This window comes from uncultured Porphyromonas sp. (assembly GCF_902489635.1).
Lineage (GTDB): Bacteria > Bacteroidota > Bacteroidia > Bacteroidales > Porphyromonadaceae > Porphyromonas.
Window position 1 is genome coordinate 1 of the sequence record NZ_CABUAN010000026.1, and the last position, 19130, is coordinate 19130.

Consider the following 19130-nt stretch of genomic DNA (forward strand, 5'->3'; position numbering starts at 1 on the left):
TTTCATTTGATTCCTCCGAGGAATTTTTTATTTCCTACCTGGGAAATAAAAATTCTCCACCTGGATATTTCGAAATATCCACGTGGAAATCAGTTTTTCCCGACACGGCACCGTAACGATGTGTAGTCGGCTCTAAATTATTGTTGCAAGCCGGCGTCGAGTTTTCCCAGCCAGGACTAGCTAAAGGATCAGATGCGCCATAACGATAGCACCAGCGACCGCCACGTTGAGCGACTCGCAGTGACTATCGACAGGCGACGGGATCGTAATTCGCTGAGAGACTAGAGCTGAGAGCTCGGGCGAGATGCCATTACCCTCATTGCCTAATACCAATATATAAGGTTGCTCAGGTGCTAGTCGTAACGTACGAAGCGGTGCGCCATCGATGAAGGTTCCTATCACAGGTATCTCCGTCTGCGTTAGCATCGTGAGCAGAGCGGTCCTATCGGTATAGCGATAGACTTGTACACGAGCCAGAGCACCCATAGTCGCTTGCAGCACCTTGGGCGCATAGACGTCTGCACATCCCTCTGTGCAGAGCACCTGTCTGATGCCCATCCAGTCACAAGTGCGCAGCAGTGTCCCAACATTGCCAGGGTCCTGCACATCGTCTAGAAGGAGCGTGGGTTGTTGTATAGCTTGGGGAGCCTCTACCATTGGGATCTCGCAAAGAGCCAATAGCGGACGAGGACTCTTCAGTCCACTCACCCGCTCTATCTGCTTCGGATCAGGCAGGATCACCGCCTCGGCAATGATCTCTGGGCATCGCTCTAGCAAAGGCTCGACTAGCTCCTCTGTACCAACTAGTAGCTGGCAGCGATAAGCTGGAAGCATCTCGCCGATTAGCTTCTCGCCCTCAGCGATAAAGAGGTTCGACTGCCGACGATACTTCGCCAGTTGCAAGCTTTTAATCAGCTTCACCTCAGCATGGGTGAGGGGGCGGTGCTCTATCTTTGTGCGCTCAGACATACTCTTCTATTATAGGTATACAATCTCCTTGAAGGCGTAGCGTCGCTCCTGCCCCGTAGTGGTTGTTAGGACGAGCTGCCCCTGAGGGCTTACCTCCTGGATCGTTGCTTCAAACGGCTCCTCGGTGGCGACATCACGGTAGCGAGCTGGTATGCCTCGCTGATAGAGGAGGTCGTTGTACTCTGCATGCAGTGCCGCATAGTCTTGACGAGCGAGCTGCTCCCCTAGATGACGGAGCATCTGACGGAGGAAAGCTTTCACATCGTGGGTCTGCCCGGTCACGAGACGCAAAGAGATCGCTTGCGGGAGTTCAGGCGGGAAGGCTCCCTCGTTGATATTCATGCCGATACCGATGATCGTCTCTGCGACCGAGCCCTCGGCCAGAGCGTTGTAGATCAGGATGCCAGCGATCTTGTGGTCATTGACGAAGATATCGTTGGGCCACTTGATCTCAATCGTATCCTCGCTCGAAAGCTGCTCCTTGTAGCTCTTATAAACCGCTATGGCGGTCGCCTCGCTGATAGACCATATCTGCGGCAAAGGTCGATGCAGACGGAGGTAAATCGAAGGGAGTGCATTGAGCCGAGGACTACTAAACCAGCTATTGTTTAGCTGTCCTCGCCCCGCCGTCTGATAGTCCGTATGTATGACCGTCCCCGAGGGGAGGTCGGGCCTCTCCTTTAGGAGCTTGACTAGGTAGTCGTAGGTGCTCTCTATGGGGTGGTCTAGTTCGGTTATCTCAAAGGAGATCTTGCTCATTCTGTGCTTGGTTGTAGATGTCTATTCCGAGAGGCAGGAGACGCTGCTGGATCTTCGGGAGCTTGCGCCACACCTGCGCATAGGAGTGACGTAGGAGCCGAGCGATCCACGCCTCAGACTCACTAGTCGGTAGCTCCAGCTGTATCCAGTGCTTCTTATTGAGGTGAAAGGCGGGCTGCAGGTCGCTATGCCGGTCTAGCAATGGCTCTATCAAGTCAGGGTTCACCTTGAGCGACACCATGCCTGGGTCATGCTCCAGCCATAGCAGCGCAAAGATGCGTCGCGACAGACGGTAGGTCACCACCTCTGGACCAAACGGCGCATCCACCTCGCAGTAGGGCAACTGGCGACAGAGCTCATCTATTTGGCTTATCCCATTCATTTCAGTACTTTTGTAATCAGTCTTATAGAACCTCCACAAAGTTACATGAAAGTCCTTTACCTCGCCACACACAATGCTCACAAGCTCCTCGAGATCCAGTCGATGCTCGGAGAGACTTGTGAGGTGCGCTCGGCCTCTTCGCTAGGTCACTACACAGCTCCCGAAGAGAGTGCCTCCACGCTCCTAGGCAATGCCACCATCAAGGCGCAAGCTCTCTACGACCTCTATCACAAGCCTTGCATTGCGGACGATACGGGGCTCTTTGTCGAGGCACTAGGCGGTGACCCAGGCGTGCACTCAGCCCGCTACGCCGGTCGTGATGGTGACGATGTGGCTAATAGGAAGCACCTTTTGGACTCCTTAGCCTCACACCCCGAGCCGTGGCGCGCTTACTTCGAGTGTGTCATCGTACTGATCGATAGTCAGGGCGAGCAGCACCACTTCGTGGGGCGTGTAGCGGGACGTATCATAGACCACGAGGAGGGTTCCGAAGGCTTTGGCTACGACAGCCTCTTCGTGCCAGAGGACTTTGACAAGACCTTTGCCATGATGAGCCCACAAGAGAAGAACACCATCAGCCATCGCACACGAGCTGTAGAGCAGCTCCGCACATATCTTACCAAGCACAGCCTATGAAAGCCCCCATATACCTATTCCTCCTCCCGCTCCTTCTATGCACCCTCCCGCTAGCAGCTCAGGAGCAGCTGTGGCAGTGGCATCTAGCCGTAGGTGATGTAGAGCTTGTGGCCGATCTGCCCGAGCAGGTACTCTTCACCACTGGGGGCGTCATCGGTACCGTCTCTCCAGAGCATCCCGATGAGATACATCTGCTCGATGGCTTGACGCCTATCAGCGACCTTGATGCCGAGATGATCCGCTACTCGCCTAGCCACAAGGTCACCACGGTCTACTACAGATCGGGGCGTATAGACCTCATCTACAGTGATCGCATCTACAACCTAGTAGGCATCAGTGACAATAGCAACCTCAACGACAAGACCGCCACGCGTATCTTCTATCATAAGGATTACGCCTTCATTGCAGGTCGCTTCGGACTCATGCAGATAGACCTCAGCAATCATCAGATCGCAGCCACAGCCTTCCTAGGCAAAGAGGTCCTAGACGCTTTCGCTCTAGACGAAAAGCTCTATGCGCTGACCAGCGAAGGGCTGCGCTCGAGCACCCTCTCGCAAAACTTGCAAGACCCCGCCTCGTGGAGCCTCGTCGAGGGCTTGCCACAGAAGGAGATGATCAGTGCCAGTGCCCTACCCGACGGCTCACTCTGGTACATAGACAGCCTGCACACCCTCTATCGCTCTACGCTACCCCAGGTCAGTGCCACCCCTCAGACGATGGCGCAGAGCGGCTGGGCTGAGCGACTCTTCCCGATAGCCGATGGTGTGGCGGTCGCAGGAGCCGACTCGCTCATCGTATGGAGAGCTAGTGGCGAGCGCATACGCATCGACCTCCCCGCCCGTCTGCAGAGCCTCTCAGGCGACAGCTCACCGGACAGGCTTTGGTTCACAGCGGGCGGCTCTCTTTACAAAGCCGACCTCGCCTCCGCCAGCGACGGCAAAGTCTCTCTCGAAAAGCTAGTCCTCGAAGCCAATGCACCGAAGGTCAACAAGCACTTCTACCTCACACACCAGCATGGCAGGCTCTACTCCGTCAGTGGTGGGCGTCGCACCAACGCTTACTGGCAGCCTGGTCACATACAGATCTACACCCCACCGCGATGGGATAACTGGACCTACTGGCAGATCGTCGAGCAGACCAACTACGTCCCCGTCTACGACCTCGTCTCCATAGCCGTCGACCCGCATGATGCCGACCATTACTTCGTCGGTTCTTGGGGAGAGGGACTCTATGAGATACAGGGTCGCCAGGTCGTCAATCGCTATACACCGGAGAACAGTCCCTTAGTCAGAGCTTGGAACGATGACTCACCCACAGCACACAACGTCCGTGTCGGCTCGCTATGCTACGACCATAGAGGCAACCTATGGATGGCTCAAGGTCAAGGGACCATCGCTAACCCCCTCGTGGTGCGCACTCCTGATGGCACGATGAAAGCTATCTCATATCCAGATATAGAGCTGGTCAATGCTTTCGGACCTATGCTGGCTCTGCCCAATGGTGTCAAGTGGTTACTCATATTCCACCGAGGTGCGGATGGCAATAACGGCGTCTTCATCTTTGACGACAAGGGTACGCCACTGGATCAGTCAGACGATGAGTACCGCCTCGTCACTAAGTTCGTCGATCGCACCGGCAAGGAGATCGCTGCCAAGTACTACTACGACCTAGCTCTAGATCCCTCTGGCAGCCTCTGGATAGCTACAGACAAAGGGCCCATCAGCGTTGCCAGTCCGAGTACATTCATCTCGCAAAGCACGCCGCTAGCCTCTAGACCCGTAGGTGGCAAGGAGCCAAACCTCTACTACGTCCTCGACAATATGCCCATCACCGCTATCGCCATTGATGCGCTTGGCAATAAGTGGTGCGGCACGGGGTCAGACGGTCTTTACCTCCTCTCCTCAGATGGCACGCAGCTGCTAGCTCACTACACCAAGGACAATAGTCCCCTCCTCACCAACGACGTACTCTCTCTCGCCATCGACAAGGAGCGTGGAGAGCTCTACATAGCAACCTCAGTGGGGCTTGTCTCCTTATATATAGGTCAGACGAGCGACTGGTCTGCACAGAGCAAAGAGGTCTACATCTATCCCAACCCGGTACGCCCCGAAGATCCCGACCAGGTCACGCTCTCCAAGCTCCCCGCAGGTACTACAGTACGCATCCTAGATAGTGCCGGCAATCTGATCTATCAGGAGGTCGCACGGACAGGCGAGCTCACCATCATGACCCGCCTACCGAGCGGTGAGCGTTACCCCTCAGGCATTTACCACGCATTACTATCAGACAGCGAGGGCAAGCACAGCTACTCCATACCCTTTGCCGTCATATAATCTATACATACGCTTTTATGAAGAAACTTCTCTTACCCTTACTCCTACTACTATCCAGCATCATGCTACTAGCACAGAGTGAAAGTACCAATCGCACGGACGGAGCCATCACACCAGAGCTCCTGCAGAAGCTTCAGCAAGCTACTCCAAAAGCCCCTGCTGAGCGAGCCCTGCACAACAGTATCGTACAGAACGGCATGGTACTCGCCAATGCTGAGCTCGCGACACCGCCCGATGACCACTTCACCTACCGAGTACCTACGAAGGGGATTACCGATCAGCAGAGATCTGGTCGCTGCTGGCTCTTCACCGGCTTCAACGTACTACGTGCTCAGTTTATCAAGGACAACAACCTCGGAGAGTTTTACTTCTCCCACTGCTACTCCTTCTTTTGGGATCAGCTAGAGAAGGCCAACCTCTTCCTCGAGGGCATCCTCGAGACCCGCACGCTCCCCATCACCGACCGCAAGGTAGAGTGGCTCTTCCAGCACCCGATCAATGACGGCGGGCAGTTCACCGGGATCTCGGACAACCTCCTCAAGTATGGTGTCGTGCCCAGTGACGTGATGCCTGAGACCTACAGTAGCAACAACACCTCACGCCTCTCCTCACTCATAGCCAAGCTCCTCCGTCAAGGCGGAGTGGAGCTACGCAGCAAAGCCCAGCAAGGAGCCACACTAGCAGAGCTGCGCAAGGAGAAGGAGACTACCCTACAAGCCATCTATCGTCTCCTATGCCTCAACCTCGGCACACCTCCCACCACCTTTGAGTATACCCTCAGAGATGCCGACGGTAAGGTACTCTCAACCAAGGAGTACACCCCGCTAAGCTTCTACCAAGAGCATGTCGGAGTCAACCTCAAGGACGACTACGTGATGATCATGAACGATCCCTCGCAGCCCTACTACGAGACCTACGCCATCGAGTATGACCGCCACGCTTGGGACGGCAAGGACTGGACCTACATCAACCTCCCCATGGAGGAGATCAAAGAGATGGCCATCGCCTCCCTCAAGGATGGCAATATGATGTACTACTCTTGCGACGTAGGCAAGGAACTCAATAAAGAGTCTGGCCTACTCACCCTCGGCTACGATGACTATGAGGCGATCACGGGCGTCCCGATGACTATGACAAAGGGCGAGCGCATCGCATCCTTTGACAGTGGCTCCACACACGCTATGACCCTCGTAGCGGTAGACCTAGACAAATCTGGCAAGCCCACCAAGTGGATGGTCGAGAACAGCTGGGGAGCTACCTCTGGACACCAGGGACATCTGATCATGACGGACGCATGGTTTGACGCATACACCTTCCGTCTTGTAGTCAATAAGAAGTACCTCACGCCACGTGCCAAGGCACTCCAGGGCAAGACGCCCAAGCTACTTCCCCCGTGGAGTCCTATGTTTCGTGCCGAAGAGTAATCGAGTAGTCGCACAGCGACCATCATCTCCTAAGATCATCAGATGAGCGGCTCTAGCGCATCGTCTCGCTGAGGTAACAAACGATACAAGCAGAGGAGCGGTATGAAGATCGTGCATAGTAGATGGATCCCCTTTAGGGGCTTCTCGGCTATCAACCTCTTCGGAGTTATCTTCGTTCGCAAGGATCTACCCGAGGAGTATCTGTCAGACCCGCTCTGGCTAGAGACCATCGTACGTCACGAGCGTATCCACACCCGTCAGATGGTGGAGCTGCTGGTGATCCCGTTTTACCTCATATATATCATAGAGTGGTTGGTACGTCTCGCTATCTGTCGCGATGCCGAGCGTGCCTACCGCTCTATCTCATTCGAGCAGGAGGCGTACGCCCATCAGGACGACCCTGAGTACCGCCAGCGTAGGAAGCCATACACCTTCCTACGCTACTGGCGGTTCTAAATTCTTTTTTCGTACCTTTGCAATCGTCTAGCGAGAGACATCGCCCAGATGGCGGAATTGGTAGACGCGTCGGTCTCAAACACCGATGGGGTTAAACCTGTGCCGGTTCGATCCCGGCTCTGGGCACACAAACGAGAGCGAAGGCTAAGCGGTCATCTCAACCACTTAGCCTTCGCTCTCTCATTTCTGACCTCTAAAGTCTAGCTTTCTTCTTATATTTGCACTTAGCAAACGATAGACCACTCACATGCAGCGCAAAGATCCTAAGCCTCTAGGGGAAATCATATCATCCTGGCTCTCCGAGAGCCCAGAGGTAGACCAAGGTCTCCTCGAGCTCAAAGCACTCCAATACCTGCGCACACGCTTCTACCCACTCAGAAGACAGATACGTGAGCTATCGATCTCAGACCACACACTGCAGATGCGCATCACCTCGGCCAGTCTGAGACAAGAGATACGGCTCACGCAGCAGCAGCTCATAGAGCAGATCAATGAGCACCTACAGTACGACCTTATAGACGAAATCATAATCCGATGAAGCAGAGACTCGCTTACTCCTTTTACACGACCCGACAGTCGCTCCTGACCACATTACTAATGCTTCCGCTACTCCTCAGTACAGGTTGTAGCAAAGTCCGAGAGGGCGTCTTCAGCTCTGCCCCCCTCCTCGTAGACTATGTCGATGTGCATCAGGGTACGTGGGATGCCGAGCATAGCGAGGAGATATTTCCCATCGTACAGCTCCCGCATAGCCTACTGCGCATCATTCCATTCAAAGAGAGCTTGCGGTCGGCTCGTATCAAGGGGCTGCCACTCTACACACCTGACATCGATGGTCGCCCGCTCTTTTACCTAATCCCCGAGAGTGCCCATACGAATCAAGACCCCTCGGGGAGACTGAGCTTCGACTTTCAGGAGATCACCCCATACAGCTACCACCTATACCTCGATGAGCTACAGGTCAATGTGGACTTTTCGCTCACCTCTATGAGTGGTCTCTATGATCTCTCCTCACGTGATTACAACGGCAGTGACTCACGTCAGCTCTCCTTATATATAGACCGCCGTGACTCGACTACGTGGGAGCAAGTGGCCGATGACGCCATCGCCGCTGAGGTCGCTTACGGCGGCACCTCTCCGACACGCATCTACCTCTACCTGCAGCTCAACACGAATATAGAGCAGATGACGAGTAGCATATCCCCCAGCGACACCACCTATGAGCGCCTCACCTTACAGCTACAGAAGCCAAACAAGCGGATCGTCGCCAAGTACGCTATATCTCTCATCAGTTGCGAGCAAGCTAAGCGAAACTTAACCACGCAGATCCAGAGCTTCGAATACTCGCCACTGGTCAAGGCGGCACGCAACGAATGGCAGAAGACGCTGCGCCAAGTGGAGGTCTCTGGCGGTACAGAGGTAAACATGCGTAAGTTTTACACCGCACTGTACCGCTCGCACCTATGGCCCGTGAGCATCTCCGAAGATGGGCAGTACTACTCGCCTATCGATGACTCGGTGCATAGCGATGAGGGGATCACGCAGTACAGCCAAGATGACCTAATATACACCTACGAGACCAACTACCCCCTACTGATGCTCCATGAGCCAGATATGATGGAGGAGATCATTGTGTCATATCTGCGTGCTATACGTGACTCCGGAGGACGGCTCCTAGAGACGCTCGACCTAGGCAGTGTGGTCTACACAGAGGAGTCGCCGCTTCTCTTCCTACTGACCGATGCGCTTGCCAAGGGCCTCCTCGACCAAGACATCAAGCAAGCCTTTGAGGTGCTGCGCATCGCCATCGACGCCGAACCTGAGCGACGTTCGGGCTACAAGCTCTGGTGTCTCTCGCAGCTAGCCAATAGTATCGGCTACACCGCCCTAGCGAGAGAGTACGCAGAGCTTAGCGATACCTACCCTCCAGCACCAGGCCGACTGACGGCACAGCAAGTCGCCTCGATCTTGGATCACCCCAGCGATGCTACTCCTGTACTACTACCAGAGGGGCAGATCAATATAGATAGTCTCTTCAGCATTTCGCTACACTCGCTCAATGTAGACCCCGACCTCTTTGCCTTCCTCTTTACCTACAACCTGATGGGTCGTCCACACGATGCGCAGAAGTTCGTACGCCACACCATCGACTACTTCTTTGGGGTAGGCTCCTTCGGCTACCCTGGTCCTGATGACTACGGCTCTCTCAGCGCATCGCTTGTCTTTGCCATGATGGGCTTATATCCTGTAGCACCTGGCATCAATGGGTACTCGATCGTCGCACCTTCCTTCAACGAGATCAACATCAATATGGGTGGCGGGCGCCATCTCACGATCAAAGCGCAGGGAGCCTCTCAAGTCAATAAGTACATCTCAGACCTCACCATCGGAGGGCGACCTCGTACCGTCTACTGGGTCAAACACAGCCAGATAGCCAGCGGAGGAACCATCTCCATGTTTCTCTCCGATACTGACAATTGATACTTTCTTCTCGCACTACTTGCACATGTAGCAAAAATGTTGTAAGTTAGTAGCGGATTAAGGAAACACATACAAATCATTAAGTACATACAGTTATGGCAAAGGAAACAATCTCATTCAACGAACTGCGTCGCATCAAGGATAGCCTACCCGATGGCTCTATGCACAAGATCGCAGAGCAACTAGGACTCCGCGTAGACACTGTCAGAAACTACTTCGGCGGAGCCAACTATGAGGAGGGCCGTGGTGCAGGAGTGCACATCGAGGCAGGTCCCGACGGTGGGGTCGTGGTCATCGATGACAACACCATCCTCAATCAGGCACGTACCATCATAGGAGAGGAGCCTGTCCTCTAAGCAAGAAAAGCTCGCAGCAGTCAGTGGCCTACCAGTCACTGACTGCTCCTCTATGACCTTATCATCGGATTGTCGAGACTCATCGGCACTCCACTCATATCCACCATTATCACTACATCTATGCCACAAGACAAAGACCAGTCCAAGCTGGTGACTGTAGCTATACACACCTACGAGAAGGCGCAGATACTCCAGAGCCTACTCCAAAGCCAAGGGATACCAGCTACACTACACAACGTAAATACTGTACAGCCTGTCTTCTCAACGGGCGTACGTGTGCGCATCGCAGAGCGTGACCTACCTCGGGCACTAGCCTATATAGAGGATCTCAAGTGGGATCTAGACGAGGCATACGATGTCCTACAGGAGAAGTCAGACCTAGCTAGCGAATCGCCAGATACAGCTCACGTCGCTGCATACAAAGGATATGTCCTCATCCCTGTCGACTTCAGCGTCTACACGGACAAGATAGTCAAGCTAGGCTTCCACTTTGCAGCACGCCGCCAGCTACACGTACTACTCATGCACGTGTATACGGGGACGTTGCCACAGATGAACTTCCCTTATGGCGACTTCACAGCACTCCTACCTCAGATCCAAGCAGCTTCTAACCAAGAGGCTAAAAGAGCTGAGCAGCAGATGAACGATCTGACCAAAGAGATCGATGCCAAGATGGCTGAGGGCACCCTCCCAGAGGTCACCTACCGCACCACCATCCGTGACGGCATACCAGCCGATGAGATACTACGCTACGCTAAACGCAACCTCCCAGCCATCATCATCATGGGTACACGAGGCAAGACCGAAGATAGTGACTACATCGTCGGTAGTGTCGCTGCCGAGATCATTGATCGTGCACAAGCTCCTGTCTTGGTGGTTCCCGAGAAGGTTGTCATAGATGATCTCATGCAGGTCAAGCATGTAGGCGTAGCGACCAGCTTCGACCAGCGAGACTTAGTACTCTTTAATCAGATGATGCTGCTGATGGCACCCCTAGAGCCTGAGTATAGACTCTTTAATGTGTCACGCTCTGAGGGCAAGTGGGGAGACGTACAGCTACAAGCTATACAGGAGTACAATAAGCAGCAGTACCCCAATGCACACATCGAGTGGACCAAGCTCAGCGAGGGTGAGCTCTATGCGGCTCTAGAGGATTTCGTCTCAGAGCATCAAATCGAGCTGATTGTGGTCAATACCTACAAGCGCCGTGTACTCGCCAAGCTCTTCAACCCGACCATGGCACGACGTATGCTCTTCCACACAGGGACACCTATCCTTGTGATGCACAGCAACTCATCACGATAAAGCTCTCCTAGCTAAGAGACTGTTGCATAAAGGCGAATCGCTGTGTTGCTTTCGGGATTCGGCTTCGGTCACATACGGAGGTATGCTCCCTTCAGACCTCACCCTCAGCGCCTTGCGCTTCATCCTTTCTGCAAAGTCAGGACAATCTTGCAAACAAGATTGTGAGACTGTTGACTTTCGCAACAGTCTCAGCTAAAGGAAGAAGATAGACAACTACAAGAAGAGCTCCGTAAGTCTACGTGGACTTGCGGAGCTCTCTTTATATGTCGGGTTCAGCCGCTACGATTGGGTTACTTGTCTGAGGGAAAAGCTGAGGAGACGAGCTTCTGGATGTCCTTCGGAGTAAAGTCGCCCGTCAGACCGACTACATAGTACTCATCTCCATCCTGGACAGAGATGAGTAGCTCTGGACACTTGCGCCAGCACCAGATGCCAGACTCTCGAGAGACGATCTGCACCTTGAGATTATCTTCTGATTGGTTGACCGTAAGCAGTGGCTTGATAGAGCGATGCAGTCCAGGCGTCAGCATCGGGGCAAACGCCTTCTGCAGCTTGTCGATAGTCTCAGGCGTTGAGGCGATGTATACATCGAGAGACTTCAGCTTCTTGAGGAGCGCCTTGACGCTAGCCATGACAGAGGAGTTACTATCCTCCTTGATCATCTTCATGATACTCTCCATAGGGATCATATCCAGCATGTTTTCATTGAAGGAGAAGATCTGCACACCATCCGCAGCCGTGGGTAGCGCCTTGGCATCTACATACTTGAAGGGGCTAGTCTGTGCCATAGCACCTAGCGTTACGGTCAGCACCAGTAGCATAGCTACCAGTTTAGACAACAGGGGTAAAGAGATTCGTTTCATATAAGAATATCGGGTTGATAAATAATTAGTCTACAACTATTTCAGATCGTGCCACAGCAGCATTGTCATAAGCCCTGTAGGCGTTACTATATGATAGACGAACATGAGATCGAAATGTTGCAAAGGTTCTTAAAAATGCGAACCACGAAATGGAGAGGCTAAACTGTGAAGCTAGAAGCCTCTGTAGACTCTCAAGTAAATCCTCATGAGAGAAATCGACCACACGGCTGAGCTGGATCGAGATTATCTCGAGGGGGAGATCCAGATGCCCTAATGAAATGACTCTCTTGGGTCAGAGAGTCAACCATTTACGCCAGCATCGTACAGCTTTCCTCCAATGAGAGTTTTCAAAACGGTCAACTTGTCGACATTAGGCTTTTCTGTACACTACTTTATATGAGATAGATACGATTTTATTTCGGACAACTTTTCAACAACCGATGTTTTTCCAGTTGATTTATTTGCCCACGTCAATTATTGGTTGTAATATTGCAAAGAATTTCGCAGAGTCAAATTTAGTTTCTCTACAGTTTGACTTCTGAACAGACTTATTTTTCTAACCCTTCATACATCTATTCCAGTGAAGCAAAAGACATATTCCTTTGATGAGGCTTATCAAGCCACGTTAGAGTACTTTGGTGGTGATGAGCTGGCCGCCAAAGTGTGGGTGACCAAGTACGCCCTCAAGGACAGCTACGGCAACATCTACGAGCAGACCCCTCGCGACATGCATCAGCGCATAGCTCGGGAGCTGGTCCGCATAGAGCACAACTACCCAAACCCGCTCTCTGAGAGTGAGCTGACAGATCTGATGGATCACTTCCGCTATATCGTGCCTCAGGGCAGCCCGATGACCGGCATTGGCAATAACTACCAGATTGCCTCCCTCTCAAACTGCTTTGTCATCGGCCTAGACGGTGAGCCAGACTCGTACGGTGGCATCATCCGCATCGACGAGGAGCAGGTACAGCTGATGAAGCGCCGTGGTGGCGTGGGGCACGACCTGTCGCACATTCGTCCTAAGGGTTCGCCCGTCAAGAACTCCGCCCTAACCTCTACGGGCTTAGTACCCTTTATGGAGCGCTACTCCAACTCGACGCGTGAGGTAGCACAAGATGGTCGTCGTGGTGCGCTCATGCTCACGGTATCGATCAATCACCCTGACAGCGAGTCCTTTATCGATGCTAAGATGACCGAGGGTAAGGTAACAGGTGCCAACGTCTCAGTACGCATCGACGATGCCTTTATGCAGGCAGTCGTAGATGACAAGGAGTATGTGCAGACCTATCCTATACACTCGAAGGAGCCTAAGTTCACCCGCACCATTCAGGCGCGCCAGCTATGGGACAAAATCATCTACAACGCTTGGCGGAGTGCTGAGCCTGGGGTGCTCTTTTGGGACACCATCATCCGCGAGTCTGTACCTGACTGCTACGCGGATCTAGGCTTCAAGACTATCTCGACCAACCCCTGCGGTGAGATACCCCTCTGTCCGTACGATAGTTGCCGTCTGCTGGCGATCAACCTCTACAGCTATGTGCGCAACCCCTTTACGGCAAAGGCTTCGTTTGACTTTGATCTCTTCCGTGATCACGTTGCCAAGGCACTTCGCATCATGGATGATATCATTGACCTGGAGGCAGAGAAGATCGATGCGATCCTCATGAAGATCGCCGCAGATACAGAGACCGAAGAGGTCAAAGCGGCTGAGCGTGAGCTGTGGCGCAAGATCAAGCGCAAGACCCTCCTCGGACGTCGTACGGGCGTCGGCATCACCGCCGAGGGCGATATGCTCGCTGCGATGGGCATGCGCTACGGCTCGGACGAGGCTATCAGCTTTGCAGAGGAGGTGCAGAAGACGCTCTGTCTATCAGCTTACGCTAGCTCGGTACAGTTGGCTAAGGAGCGTGGAGCCTTTGATCTCTATGACACAGAGCGTGAGAAGGACAATCCCTTTATCCAGCGCGTTGCCAAGGCTGATCCAAAGCTCTATGAGGAGATGAAGAAGTTCGGCCGTCGTAATATAGCGATGCTGACGATCGCTCCTACGGGCTCGACGAGCCTTATGACGCAGACTTCGTCAGGTATCGAGCCGGTCTTTATGCCTGTCTACAAGCGCAGACGTAAGGTCAATCCTAACGACAAGAACGTCAAGGTGGACTACACCGACGAGACGGGAGACACCTTTGAGGAGTACACGGTCTACCACCACAACTTCCTCACCTGGATGAAGACCAATGGCTACGACCCCAAGAAGAACTATTCGCACGAAGAGCTGCAAGAGCTGGTCGCTAAGTCGCCCTATCACAAGGCTACCGCCAACGATGTGGACTGGGTCGCCAAAGTCAAGATGCAAGGACGCATACAGCAATGGGTGGATCACAGCATCAGCGTGACGATCAACCTCCCCTCCGACATCTCTCAGGAGATGGTGGCTACGCTTTACATTGAGGCGTGGAAGGCTGGCTGCAAGGGTTGCACCGTATATCGTGAGGGTTCCCGCTCAGGCGTGCTCATCTCGGAGGAGCAGCAAAAGAAAGAGAAGCAAGCAAAGGAGGAGCAAGAGGCTGCTGCGGAGATCCCCGTAGAGCCGGCACCTATGTCTCAGACTGTACACAAGCGTCCCAAGGTACTAGATGCGGATATCGTGCGCTTTCAGAACAATAAGGAGAAGTGGATCGCCTTCGTCGGTTTGCTCGATGGTAAGCCTTACGAGGTCTTCACAGGTATCGCTGACGATGACGAGGGTATCATGCTCCCCAAGAGCGTGACGAAGGGTAAGATCATCCGCAGCTACGACGAAGACGGCACGAAGCACTACGACTTCCAGTTCCACAACAAGCGTGGCTTTAAGACCACGGTAGAGGGTCTAGACACAAAGTTCAACCCCGAGTACTGGAACTACGCTAAGCTCATCTCAGGCGTCCTCCGCTACCAGATGCCAATAGATCAGGTCATCAACCTTGTCCAGGGCATGGAGCTCAATGATGAGAGTATCAACACCTGGAAGAACGGTGTGGCTCGTGCTCTCAAGAGTTACCTCCCTAGCGGTACAGCCGTATCTGCCGCCTGCTCTAACTGCGGACAGCACACGCTGGTCTATCAGGAGGGTTGCCTCATCTGCACCAACTGCGGCTCCTCAAAGTGTGGCTAGCCACAGATAAGCACTAAACATCGGAAAACCCCACCATTGTGTGACACAATGGTGGGGTTTTGCTTTAGCTGGTAGGGGGAAAACGTGCGCTCCTTACATGCGCTCGATGCGATGGGTGAAGGGGACACCAGCACGATGGAAGAGTCGCCCTACGGGGCAGACCTTCTCGGTCAGCTCAAGGCACTTCTCCAGCTCCTGATCCGTGGCGGTCGTCTTGACTCGTAGCGTGTAGTCGATCGCGTCCATCTCACCCTCTGTGGTCTTTGCTTCAAGATCTATCTCTAGATGCTCGATGGTGAGGCGCTTCTTCTCAGCCATCGTAGTAAAGATCGTTGCGATGCAACCATTGAGCGACATGGCGAGGAGCTCGAAGGCAGTGGGACCCTGATCCGTACCGCCAGAAGCGACGGGGAGGTCGACCGTTACGCTGCTGCCTCGTTGATTATCGATTTGCGAGAGATAAGCTCCCTGCTTGACTAAGTGCGTTTTCATATTCGTTTGTTCGTTTATTAAAGTGAGACTTCCTTAGGATCAAAAGAGCATCTGCTCCTCAGCGACATACTCCGAGAGGGACTCACGAAGCATACCGATGTAGCGTCCACTGGCGTCGTAATGATGTCGATAGAGTAGCTGATTGGCCAGGAAGACACCGCCCTGCGCTGCCTGGCACAAGTAGCGGATAGCCTCCGTACGGCGATCGGGTTGTAGCGGATCTGTCAGGAGCATCCGCCCTATCTCATAGCACGCCTCGGGAATACCCGCCTCGGCAGCTCGCTCCCATAGGGAGACGACACGCGAGCTATAGCAGTCTCCATCTTGGTGATACCACAGCTTGCCTAGCAGATAGCACGCTTCGGGAGCGTCTTGCCTAAAGGCTGCCGTGAGCCAGTACTCCACCCGATCCATCTGAACGAAGAGCCCACCCTGCGCATAATCCCTAGCGAGTGCTATCTGCGCCTCCACAAGGCCCGCCTCGGCAGCCGTCTCTAGATGATAGAGATACTGCTCGTGACTACGCACCACGCCCAAGCCTCGCTGATACATTTGCGCTAAGAGGAGATGAGACTTCGGATGCCCTAGCTGTATAGCCATGCGCAGGCAGTCGCTCGCCTCTCGGTAGTTCTTCCTCAGTCCCGTCTGTGGGCTTGTCAAGTGTAGTGCCAGAGCATAGAGATCCTCCACATTTCCCCGCAATGCGACTCGCTGGCGCAGGTAGCGTCTCAGACAGGTCTGTGCGACCCTGTCGGCATGTGGCTGATAGAGCTTAACTAGGTAGTCAATCGCTGGGAGCGAGTCGTGACGAGCCGCACGGTGTAGCCAGTGTAGTCCCTCTGTCTGAAGGTACTTAAGATTGTCGGTTGGGGTCTCTAGTTCTTTCTGCAGAAGGCTATAAAGCTTGCCTGAGCGTCTTGTGTCAACGACTAGCGTGAGCTGTTGCGTCATCAAGGCAAAGAGCTGCTCGCAGTCGATACCACCAGCCACGGCACTAGTCGTCTGTGGCGATAGTAGGTCTGAGGTAGGCTCTTTGGGCTTAGGCGACATGGATCAAGAGACATAGAGGAGCAGCCCCTTGAGATACTCCCCCTCTGGGTAAAAGATGTTGATCGGATGACAGGGACTCTGTCCCAAACGCTTGAGGATGCGCACCTCTCGCCCCGCAAGTGTGGCAGCCGTCATCACTGCTAGGGTAAACTCCTCCATCGTGACAGCTTGCGAGCAGCTAAAGGTGAAGAGCAGTCCACCACGGGAGATCGCTCTGAGTGCTAATTCGTTTAATCGTCGATACCCTCCCAGCCCTTGCTGCTTATGGTTGCGCTGCTTGACAAAGGCAGGTGGATCCAGGACGATCAGGTCGTAGGCTCCCGTCTCGATCGCAGATAGGTAGTCAAAAGCATCAGCCACGACCGCCTCGTGTCTCTGGAGCGTCTCCGGGTCAGAAGAGAAGTTGATCGCCACACTCTCCTCGCAGAGTGAGATAGCTCGTGCCGAGCTGTCTATCGAGACGACACGCTGGGCACCCCCTCCGAGAGCGTAGACGGAGAAGCCACCCGAGTAGCAGCAGATGTTGAGGACGTTACGACCTCGAGCGTACGACTCGACAAGACGCCGGTTATCACGCTGGTCCACGAAGAAGCCGGTCTTTTGCCCCCGCTCCCAGTCTGGCAAGAAGCTGTAGCCGTACTCCTGCACCGTCCGGTCGTACTCTGCCGAGGGAGCCTTGCCTAGGTAGCCATTTGGCATAATCCAGTCGCTAGGTGTCTGCGCTGGGAGCGTCTCGACAGACTTGTCGTAGACGTAGTGCACGCCTAGCTCTGGCAGCTCGCACAGCACCTCAGCGATCAACTGACGTAGCGGGTAGAGACTCAGCGCATGTATCTGTATTACCGCCACCTCTCGATAGATGTCGATGACTAGCCCTGGTATGAAGTCGCTCTCGCCGTAACACAAGCGCCAGCAGTCTGTCTGCCTACCGTCTTGGCTCTGGAGAAGCGTCTTGCGCAGCTGATGCGCTTGGCTCAGACGTGTGGTAAAAAAGGCACGCCACTCCCCTATCTCCTCCTCGCCGAAGGTCAGCATGCGGACGGCTATCGTCCCGCCCTCGTAGACTCCCTGCCCCAATTGCTGCGAGCCATCGTGGTTGAAGATAGTCACTGTCGATCCTAGCGGTATGCTCTCCTTGGTGCGCTGCAGTGCGCCCGAGAAGACCCATGGATGATGCCGGAGGAGTGGCTCCTCACGGTGAGGCTTGAGGTATAACTGGTACATAGGGGTGGTGGTAGGTTGTAGCTCTTGTGGTAAAGTCTTAGGAAGGCTGCTCAGGGCAGAGCCCGAAGTGGTGCAGCAGTGGCATCGGCTCCGACTCTAGACGATGATAGATGCGGAGACAAGCGTATGCATCTAGCGCAGCGTAGCTCTGCTGAGCAGGCGTTAGCGTAGCCGCCTCCCAGTTGGTCAGCTGGGCACGCTTGCTAATCTTCTCCCCGAAGAGTATCGCATAAATCTTCTGCAGCCCCAAGTCATGGATGCCGTAGGCTGGGGTAAGTCGCTGCAGGTCTACGAAGCCTTGTGGATGTAACTCTGGCGAAAACCTCCTCAACTGTCTCCGATCCCCGCAGAGATCTAGTCCCACCTTGAGTATGTCTTCACGCTCTAGTAGTCCTTGTAGCCGAGGCGGAATGCCTATTTTGTTGATCCTAAAGAGGTAGCAGCAACTCTCGCTCGATAGCTGAACAAGTGCTACAGACTGACGCTCATACTTCTTGAAGACAGGCTTAGACTCCGTGTCCATACCGATTATAGCACATTGCTCTAGAGCTGCTACGGCAGACTCCACTTGCGGGAGCGAGTCCACGACAACGATTTCACCGGTGAAGGTGGCTTTGGCTAGTTTGCCTATCTCCTCTTTAGTAATTGATGACAGCACGATTGTTTACTCTATTATTATTGTATGCTTTCTGTAGCCCAGTGGTCAGTGTCCTCCTCTATCCCCTCGGCATGCTTGTGATAGTGTAGCACGCGCAGGGCGGAGAGGAGCGCATCTCCCAGGTACGTGTCAAAAGCGTATTGCAGTATCGAGAGCGTCGCAACGAGTAGCTCGCCAGCATCCTCTCTAAGCACCAGCAGTGGCGTACCCAGCTCACGGTAGATCAGTACCAAGAGGCGTGAGAGTCGCTCCGGCTGTAGCTCACCATCTTGCGCTATACCCACAGGATAGTGGAGGAAGAGATCTAGTTCCTCGCCCAGTAGCGCACGCACCTGCTCCTCGTAGTAGCTCACCGTCTCATCTGAGATCACCTGCGTGTAGCCCGTGAGCCACTCCTCCAGCTCCTCCGTAGAGGTCGCTGGCATCTGCGATAAGTAGCTAAAGATCTCTGGGAGGTAGCCGTACGTACGCTGTACAAAGTCCGCCCGACTATACTCGGACGCATGCTCTATGAGCGCGCAGTAGTCCTTGCACAGCGTGAGGAAGGCGACGAGCTCCTGCGGATTGCTCTCGGTCGTTTGCTCCATG

At 53.9% G+C, this 19130-nt stretch carries 18 protein-coding genes and 1 tRNA gene; 10 read left to right on the forward strand and 9 right to left on the reverse strand.

What is annotated here, in order from left to right:
• Positions 1-180: 180 nt before the first annotated feature.
• The 3 genes from RDM37_RS06050 to RDM37_RS06060 are packed head-to-tail and all read right to left on the reverse strand — an operon-like array spanning position 181 to position 2110.
• Positions 181-969 (reverse strand): RNA methyltransferase, encoded by a 789-nt coding sequence (locus RDM37_RS06050; RefSeq protein ID WP_308555894.1) that lies wholly within the window; start codon positions 967-969, stop codon positions 181-183.
• 9 nt (positions 970-978) lie between these two features.
• Positions 979-1728, reverse strand: a complete 750-nt coding sequence (locus RDM37_RS06055) for a biotin--[acetyl-CoA-carboxylase] ligase (RefSeq protein WP_308555896.1) — start codon at positions 1726-1728, stop codon at positions 979-981.
• Complete coding sequence (locus RDM37_RS06060) at positions 1709-2110, reverse strand: MmcQ/YjbR family DNA-binding protein (protein ID WP_293964769.1); 402 nt, start codon at positions 2108-2110, stop codon at positions 1709-1711. Before RDM37_RS06060 ends, RDM37_RS06055 begins: the two co-directional genes overlap by 20 nt.
• Positions 2111-2155: 45 nt before the next feature.
• Here RDM37_RS06060 and rdgB point away from each other — a divergent pair, with 45 nt between their 5' ends.
• The 9 genes from rdgB to RDM37_RS06105 all read left to right on the forward strand — a co-directional run bounded on the left by rdgB (position 2156) and on the right by RDM37_RS06105 (position 11101).
• The gene (gene rdgB, locus RDM37_RS06065) at positions 2156-2746 is read left to right on the forward strand and encodes an RdgB/HAM1 family non-canonical purine NTP pyrophosphatase (RefSeq protein ID WP_308555898.1); all 591 of its coding nucleotides are present in this window, start codon (positions 2156-2158) and stop codon (positions 2744-2746) included.
• Complete coding sequence (locus tag RDM37_RS06070; protein ID WP_308555900.1) at positions 2743-5079, forward strand: hypothetical protein; 2337 nt, start codon at positions 2743-2745, stop codon at positions 5077-5079. Before rdgB ends, RDM37_RS06070 begins: the two co-directional genes overlap by 4 nt.
• A gap of 17 nt (positions 5080-5096) precedes the next feature.
• Complete coding sequence (locus RDM37_RS06075) at positions 5097-6503, forward strand: C1 family peptidase (protein ID WP_308555902.1); 1407 nt, start codon at positions 5097-5099, stop codon at positions 6501-6503.
• A 102-nt stretch (positions 6504-6605) separates the two neighbouring features.
• On the forward strand, positions 6606-6959 hold the full coding sequence (locus RDM37_RS06080; RefSeq protein WP_308555904.1) for a hypothetical protein: 354 nt from the start codon (positions 6606-6608) through the stop codon (positions 6957-6959).
• Between the two features lie 42 nt (positions 6960-7001).
• A tRNA-Leu gene (locus RDM37_RS06085) sits at positions 7002-7085 on the forward strand.
• Positions 7086-7206: 121 nt separating this feature from the next.
• Entirely contained in the window at positions 7207-7497 is a 291-nt protein-coding gene (locus tag RDM37_RS06090; protein ID WP_308555906.1) for a DciA family protein, read from the forward strand.
• Positions 7494-9440, forward strand: a complete 1947-nt coding sequence (locus tag RDM37_RS06095; protein WP_308555908.1) for a glycoside hydrolase domain-containing protein — start codon at positions 7494-7496, stop codon at positions 9438-9440. The genes RDM37_RS06090 and RDM37_RS06095 overlap by 4 nt, the downstream gene beginning before the upstream one ends.
• Before the next feature lie 95 nt (positions 9441-9535).
• Positions 9536-9796, forward strand: a complete 261-nt coding sequence (locus tag RDM37_RS06100) for a DNA-binding protein (RefSeq protein ID WP_298887121.1) — start codon at positions 9536-9538, stop codon at positions 9794-9796.
• 120 nt (positions 9797-9916) lie between these two features.
• On the forward strand, positions 9917-11101 hold the full coding sequence (locus tag RDM37_RS06105) for a universal stress protein (protein WP_308555911.1): 1185 nt from the start codon (positions 9917-9919) through the stop codon (positions 11099-11101).
• A 290-nt stretch (positions 11102-11391) separates the two neighbouring features.
• Here the strand turns inward: RDM37_RS06105 and RDM37_RS06110 are convergent, their stop codons facing one another.
• A complete protein-coding gene (locus RDM37_RS06110) occupies positions 11392-11964 on the reverse strand; it encodes a DUF4252 domain-containing protein (RefSeq protein ID WP_297117015.1) in 573 nt (190 codons plus the stop codon).
• A 580-nt stretch (positions 11965-12544) separates the two neighbouring features.
• On the opposite strand from RDM37_RS06110, the gene RDM37_RS06115 reads away from it, so the two are divergent.
• Positions 12545-15118 (forward strand): adenosylcobalamin-dependent ribonucleoside-diphosphate reductase, encoded by a 2574-nt coding sequence (locus tag RDM37_RS06115; protein ID WP_308555914.1) that lies wholly within the window; start codon positions 12545-12547, stop codon positions 15116-15118.
• 93 nt (positions 15119-15211) lie between these two features.
• Here the strand turns inward: RDM37_RS06115 and RDM37_RS06120 are convergent, their stop codons facing one another.
• The 5 genes from RDM37_RS06120 to RDM37_RS06140 are packed head-to-tail and all read right to left on the reverse strand — an operon-like array spanning position 15212 to position 19129.
• The gene (locus tag RDM37_RS06120) at positions 15212-15610 is read right to left on the reverse strand and encodes an OsmC family protein (protein ID WP_308555916.1); all 399 of its coding nucleotides are present in this window, start codon (positions 15608-15610) and stop codon (positions 15212-15214) included.
• A 39-nt stretch (positions 15611-15649) separates the two neighbouring features.
• The gene (locus RDM37_RS06125) at positions 15650-16660 is read right to left on the reverse strand and encodes a tetratricopeptide repeat protein (protein ID WP_308555918.1); all 1011 of its coding nucleotides are present in this window, start codon (positions 16658-16660) and stop codon (positions 15650-15652) included.
• Between the two features lie 3 nt (positions 16661-16663).
• Entirely contained in the window at positions 16664-17884 is a 1221-nt protein-coding gene (locus RDM37_RS06130) for a class I SAM-dependent rRNA methyltransferase (RefSeq protein WP_308555920.1), read from the reverse strand.
• 37 nt (positions 17885-17921) lie between these two features.
• Complete coding sequence (locus RDM37_RS06135) at positions 17922-18542, reverse strand: 3'-5' exonuclease (RefSeq protein WP_293964795.1); 621 nt, start codon at positions 18540-18542, stop codon at positions 17922-17924.
• Positions 18543-18559: 17 nt separating this feature from the next.
• Positions 18560-19129 carry a DUF5063 domain-containing protein gene (locus RDM37_RS06140; protein WP_308555922.1) on the reverse strand — a complete coding sequence of 190 codons (570 nt, stop codon included), beginning with the start codon at positions 19127-19129 and terminating at the stop codon, positions 18560-18562.
• Position 19130 lies beyond the last annotated feature (1 nt).

What these genes read in the sequence shown, in the direction of transcription:
- RDM37_RS06095 (WP_308555908.1), top strand. Translation starts at nt 7,494, where the DNA reads ATGAAGCAGAGACTCGCTTACTCCTTTTACACGACCCGACAGTCGCTC.
- RDM37_RS06100 (WP_298887121.1), top strand. Translation starts at nt 9,536, where the DNA reads ATGGCAAAGGAAACAATCTCATTCAACGAACTGCGTCGCATCAAGGAT.
- RDM37_RS06120 (WP_308555916.1), bottom strand. Translation starts at nt 15,610, where the DNA reads ATGAAAACGCACTTAGTCAAGCAGGGAGCTTATCTCTCGCAAATCGAT.
- RDM37_RS06075 (WP_308555902.1), top strand. Translation starts at nt 5,097, where the DNA reads ATGAAGAAACTTCTCTTACCCTTACTCCTACTACTATCCAGCATCATG.
- RDM37_RS06130 (WP_308555920.1), bottom strand. Translation starts at nt 17,884, where the DNA reads ATGTACCAGTTATACCTCAAGCCTCACCGTGAGGAGCCACTCCTCCGG.
- RDM37_RS06140 (WP_308555922.1), bottom strand. Translation starts at nt 19,129, where the DNA reads ATGGAGCAAACGACCGAGAGCAATCCGCAGGAGCTCGTCGCCTTCCTC.
- RDM37_RS06125 (WP_308555918.1), bottom strand. Translation starts at nt 16,660, where the DNA reads ATGTCGCCTAAGCCCAAAGAGCCTACCTCAGACCTACTATCGCCACAG.
- RDM37_RS06055 (WP_308555896.1), bottom strand. Translation starts at nt 1,728, where the DNA reads ATGAGCAAGATCTCCTTTGAGATAACCGAACTAGACCACCCCATAGAG.
- RDM37_RS06060 (WP_293964769.1), bottom strand. Translation starts at nt 2,110, where the DNA reads ATGAATGGGATAAGCCAAATAGATGAGCTCTGTCGCCAGTTGCCCTAC.
- RDM37_RS06070 (WP_308555900.1), top strand. Translation starts at nt 2,743, where the DNA reads ATGAAAGCCCCCATATACCTATTCCTCCTCCCGCTCCTTCTATGCACC.
- RDM37_RS06105 (WP_308555911.1), top strand. Translation starts at nt 9,917, where the DNA reads ATGCCACAAGACAAAGACCAGTCCAAGCTGGTGACTGTAGCTATACAC.
- RDM37_RS06080 (WP_308555904.1), top strand. Translation starts at nt 6,606, where the DNA reads ATGAAGATCGTGCATAGTAGATGGATCCCCTTTAGGGGCTTCTCGGCT.
- RDM37_RS06090 (WP_308555906.1), top strand. Translation starts at nt 7,207, where the DNA reads ATGCAGCGCAAAGATCCTAAGCCTCTAGGGGAAATCATATCATCCTGG.
- rdgB (WP_308555898.1), top strand. Translation starts at nt 2,156, where the DNA reads ATGAAAGTCCTTTACCTCGCCACACACAATGCTCACAAGCTCCTCGAG.
- RDM37_RS06110 (WP_297117015.1), bottom strand. Translation starts at nt 11,964, where the DNA reads ATGAAACGAATCTCTTTACCCCTGTTGTCTAAACTGGTAGCTATGCTA.
- RDM37_RS06050 (WP_308555894.1), bottom strand. Translation starts at nt 969, where the DNA reads ATGTCTGAGCGCACAAAGATAGAGCACCGCCCCCTCACCCATGCTGAG.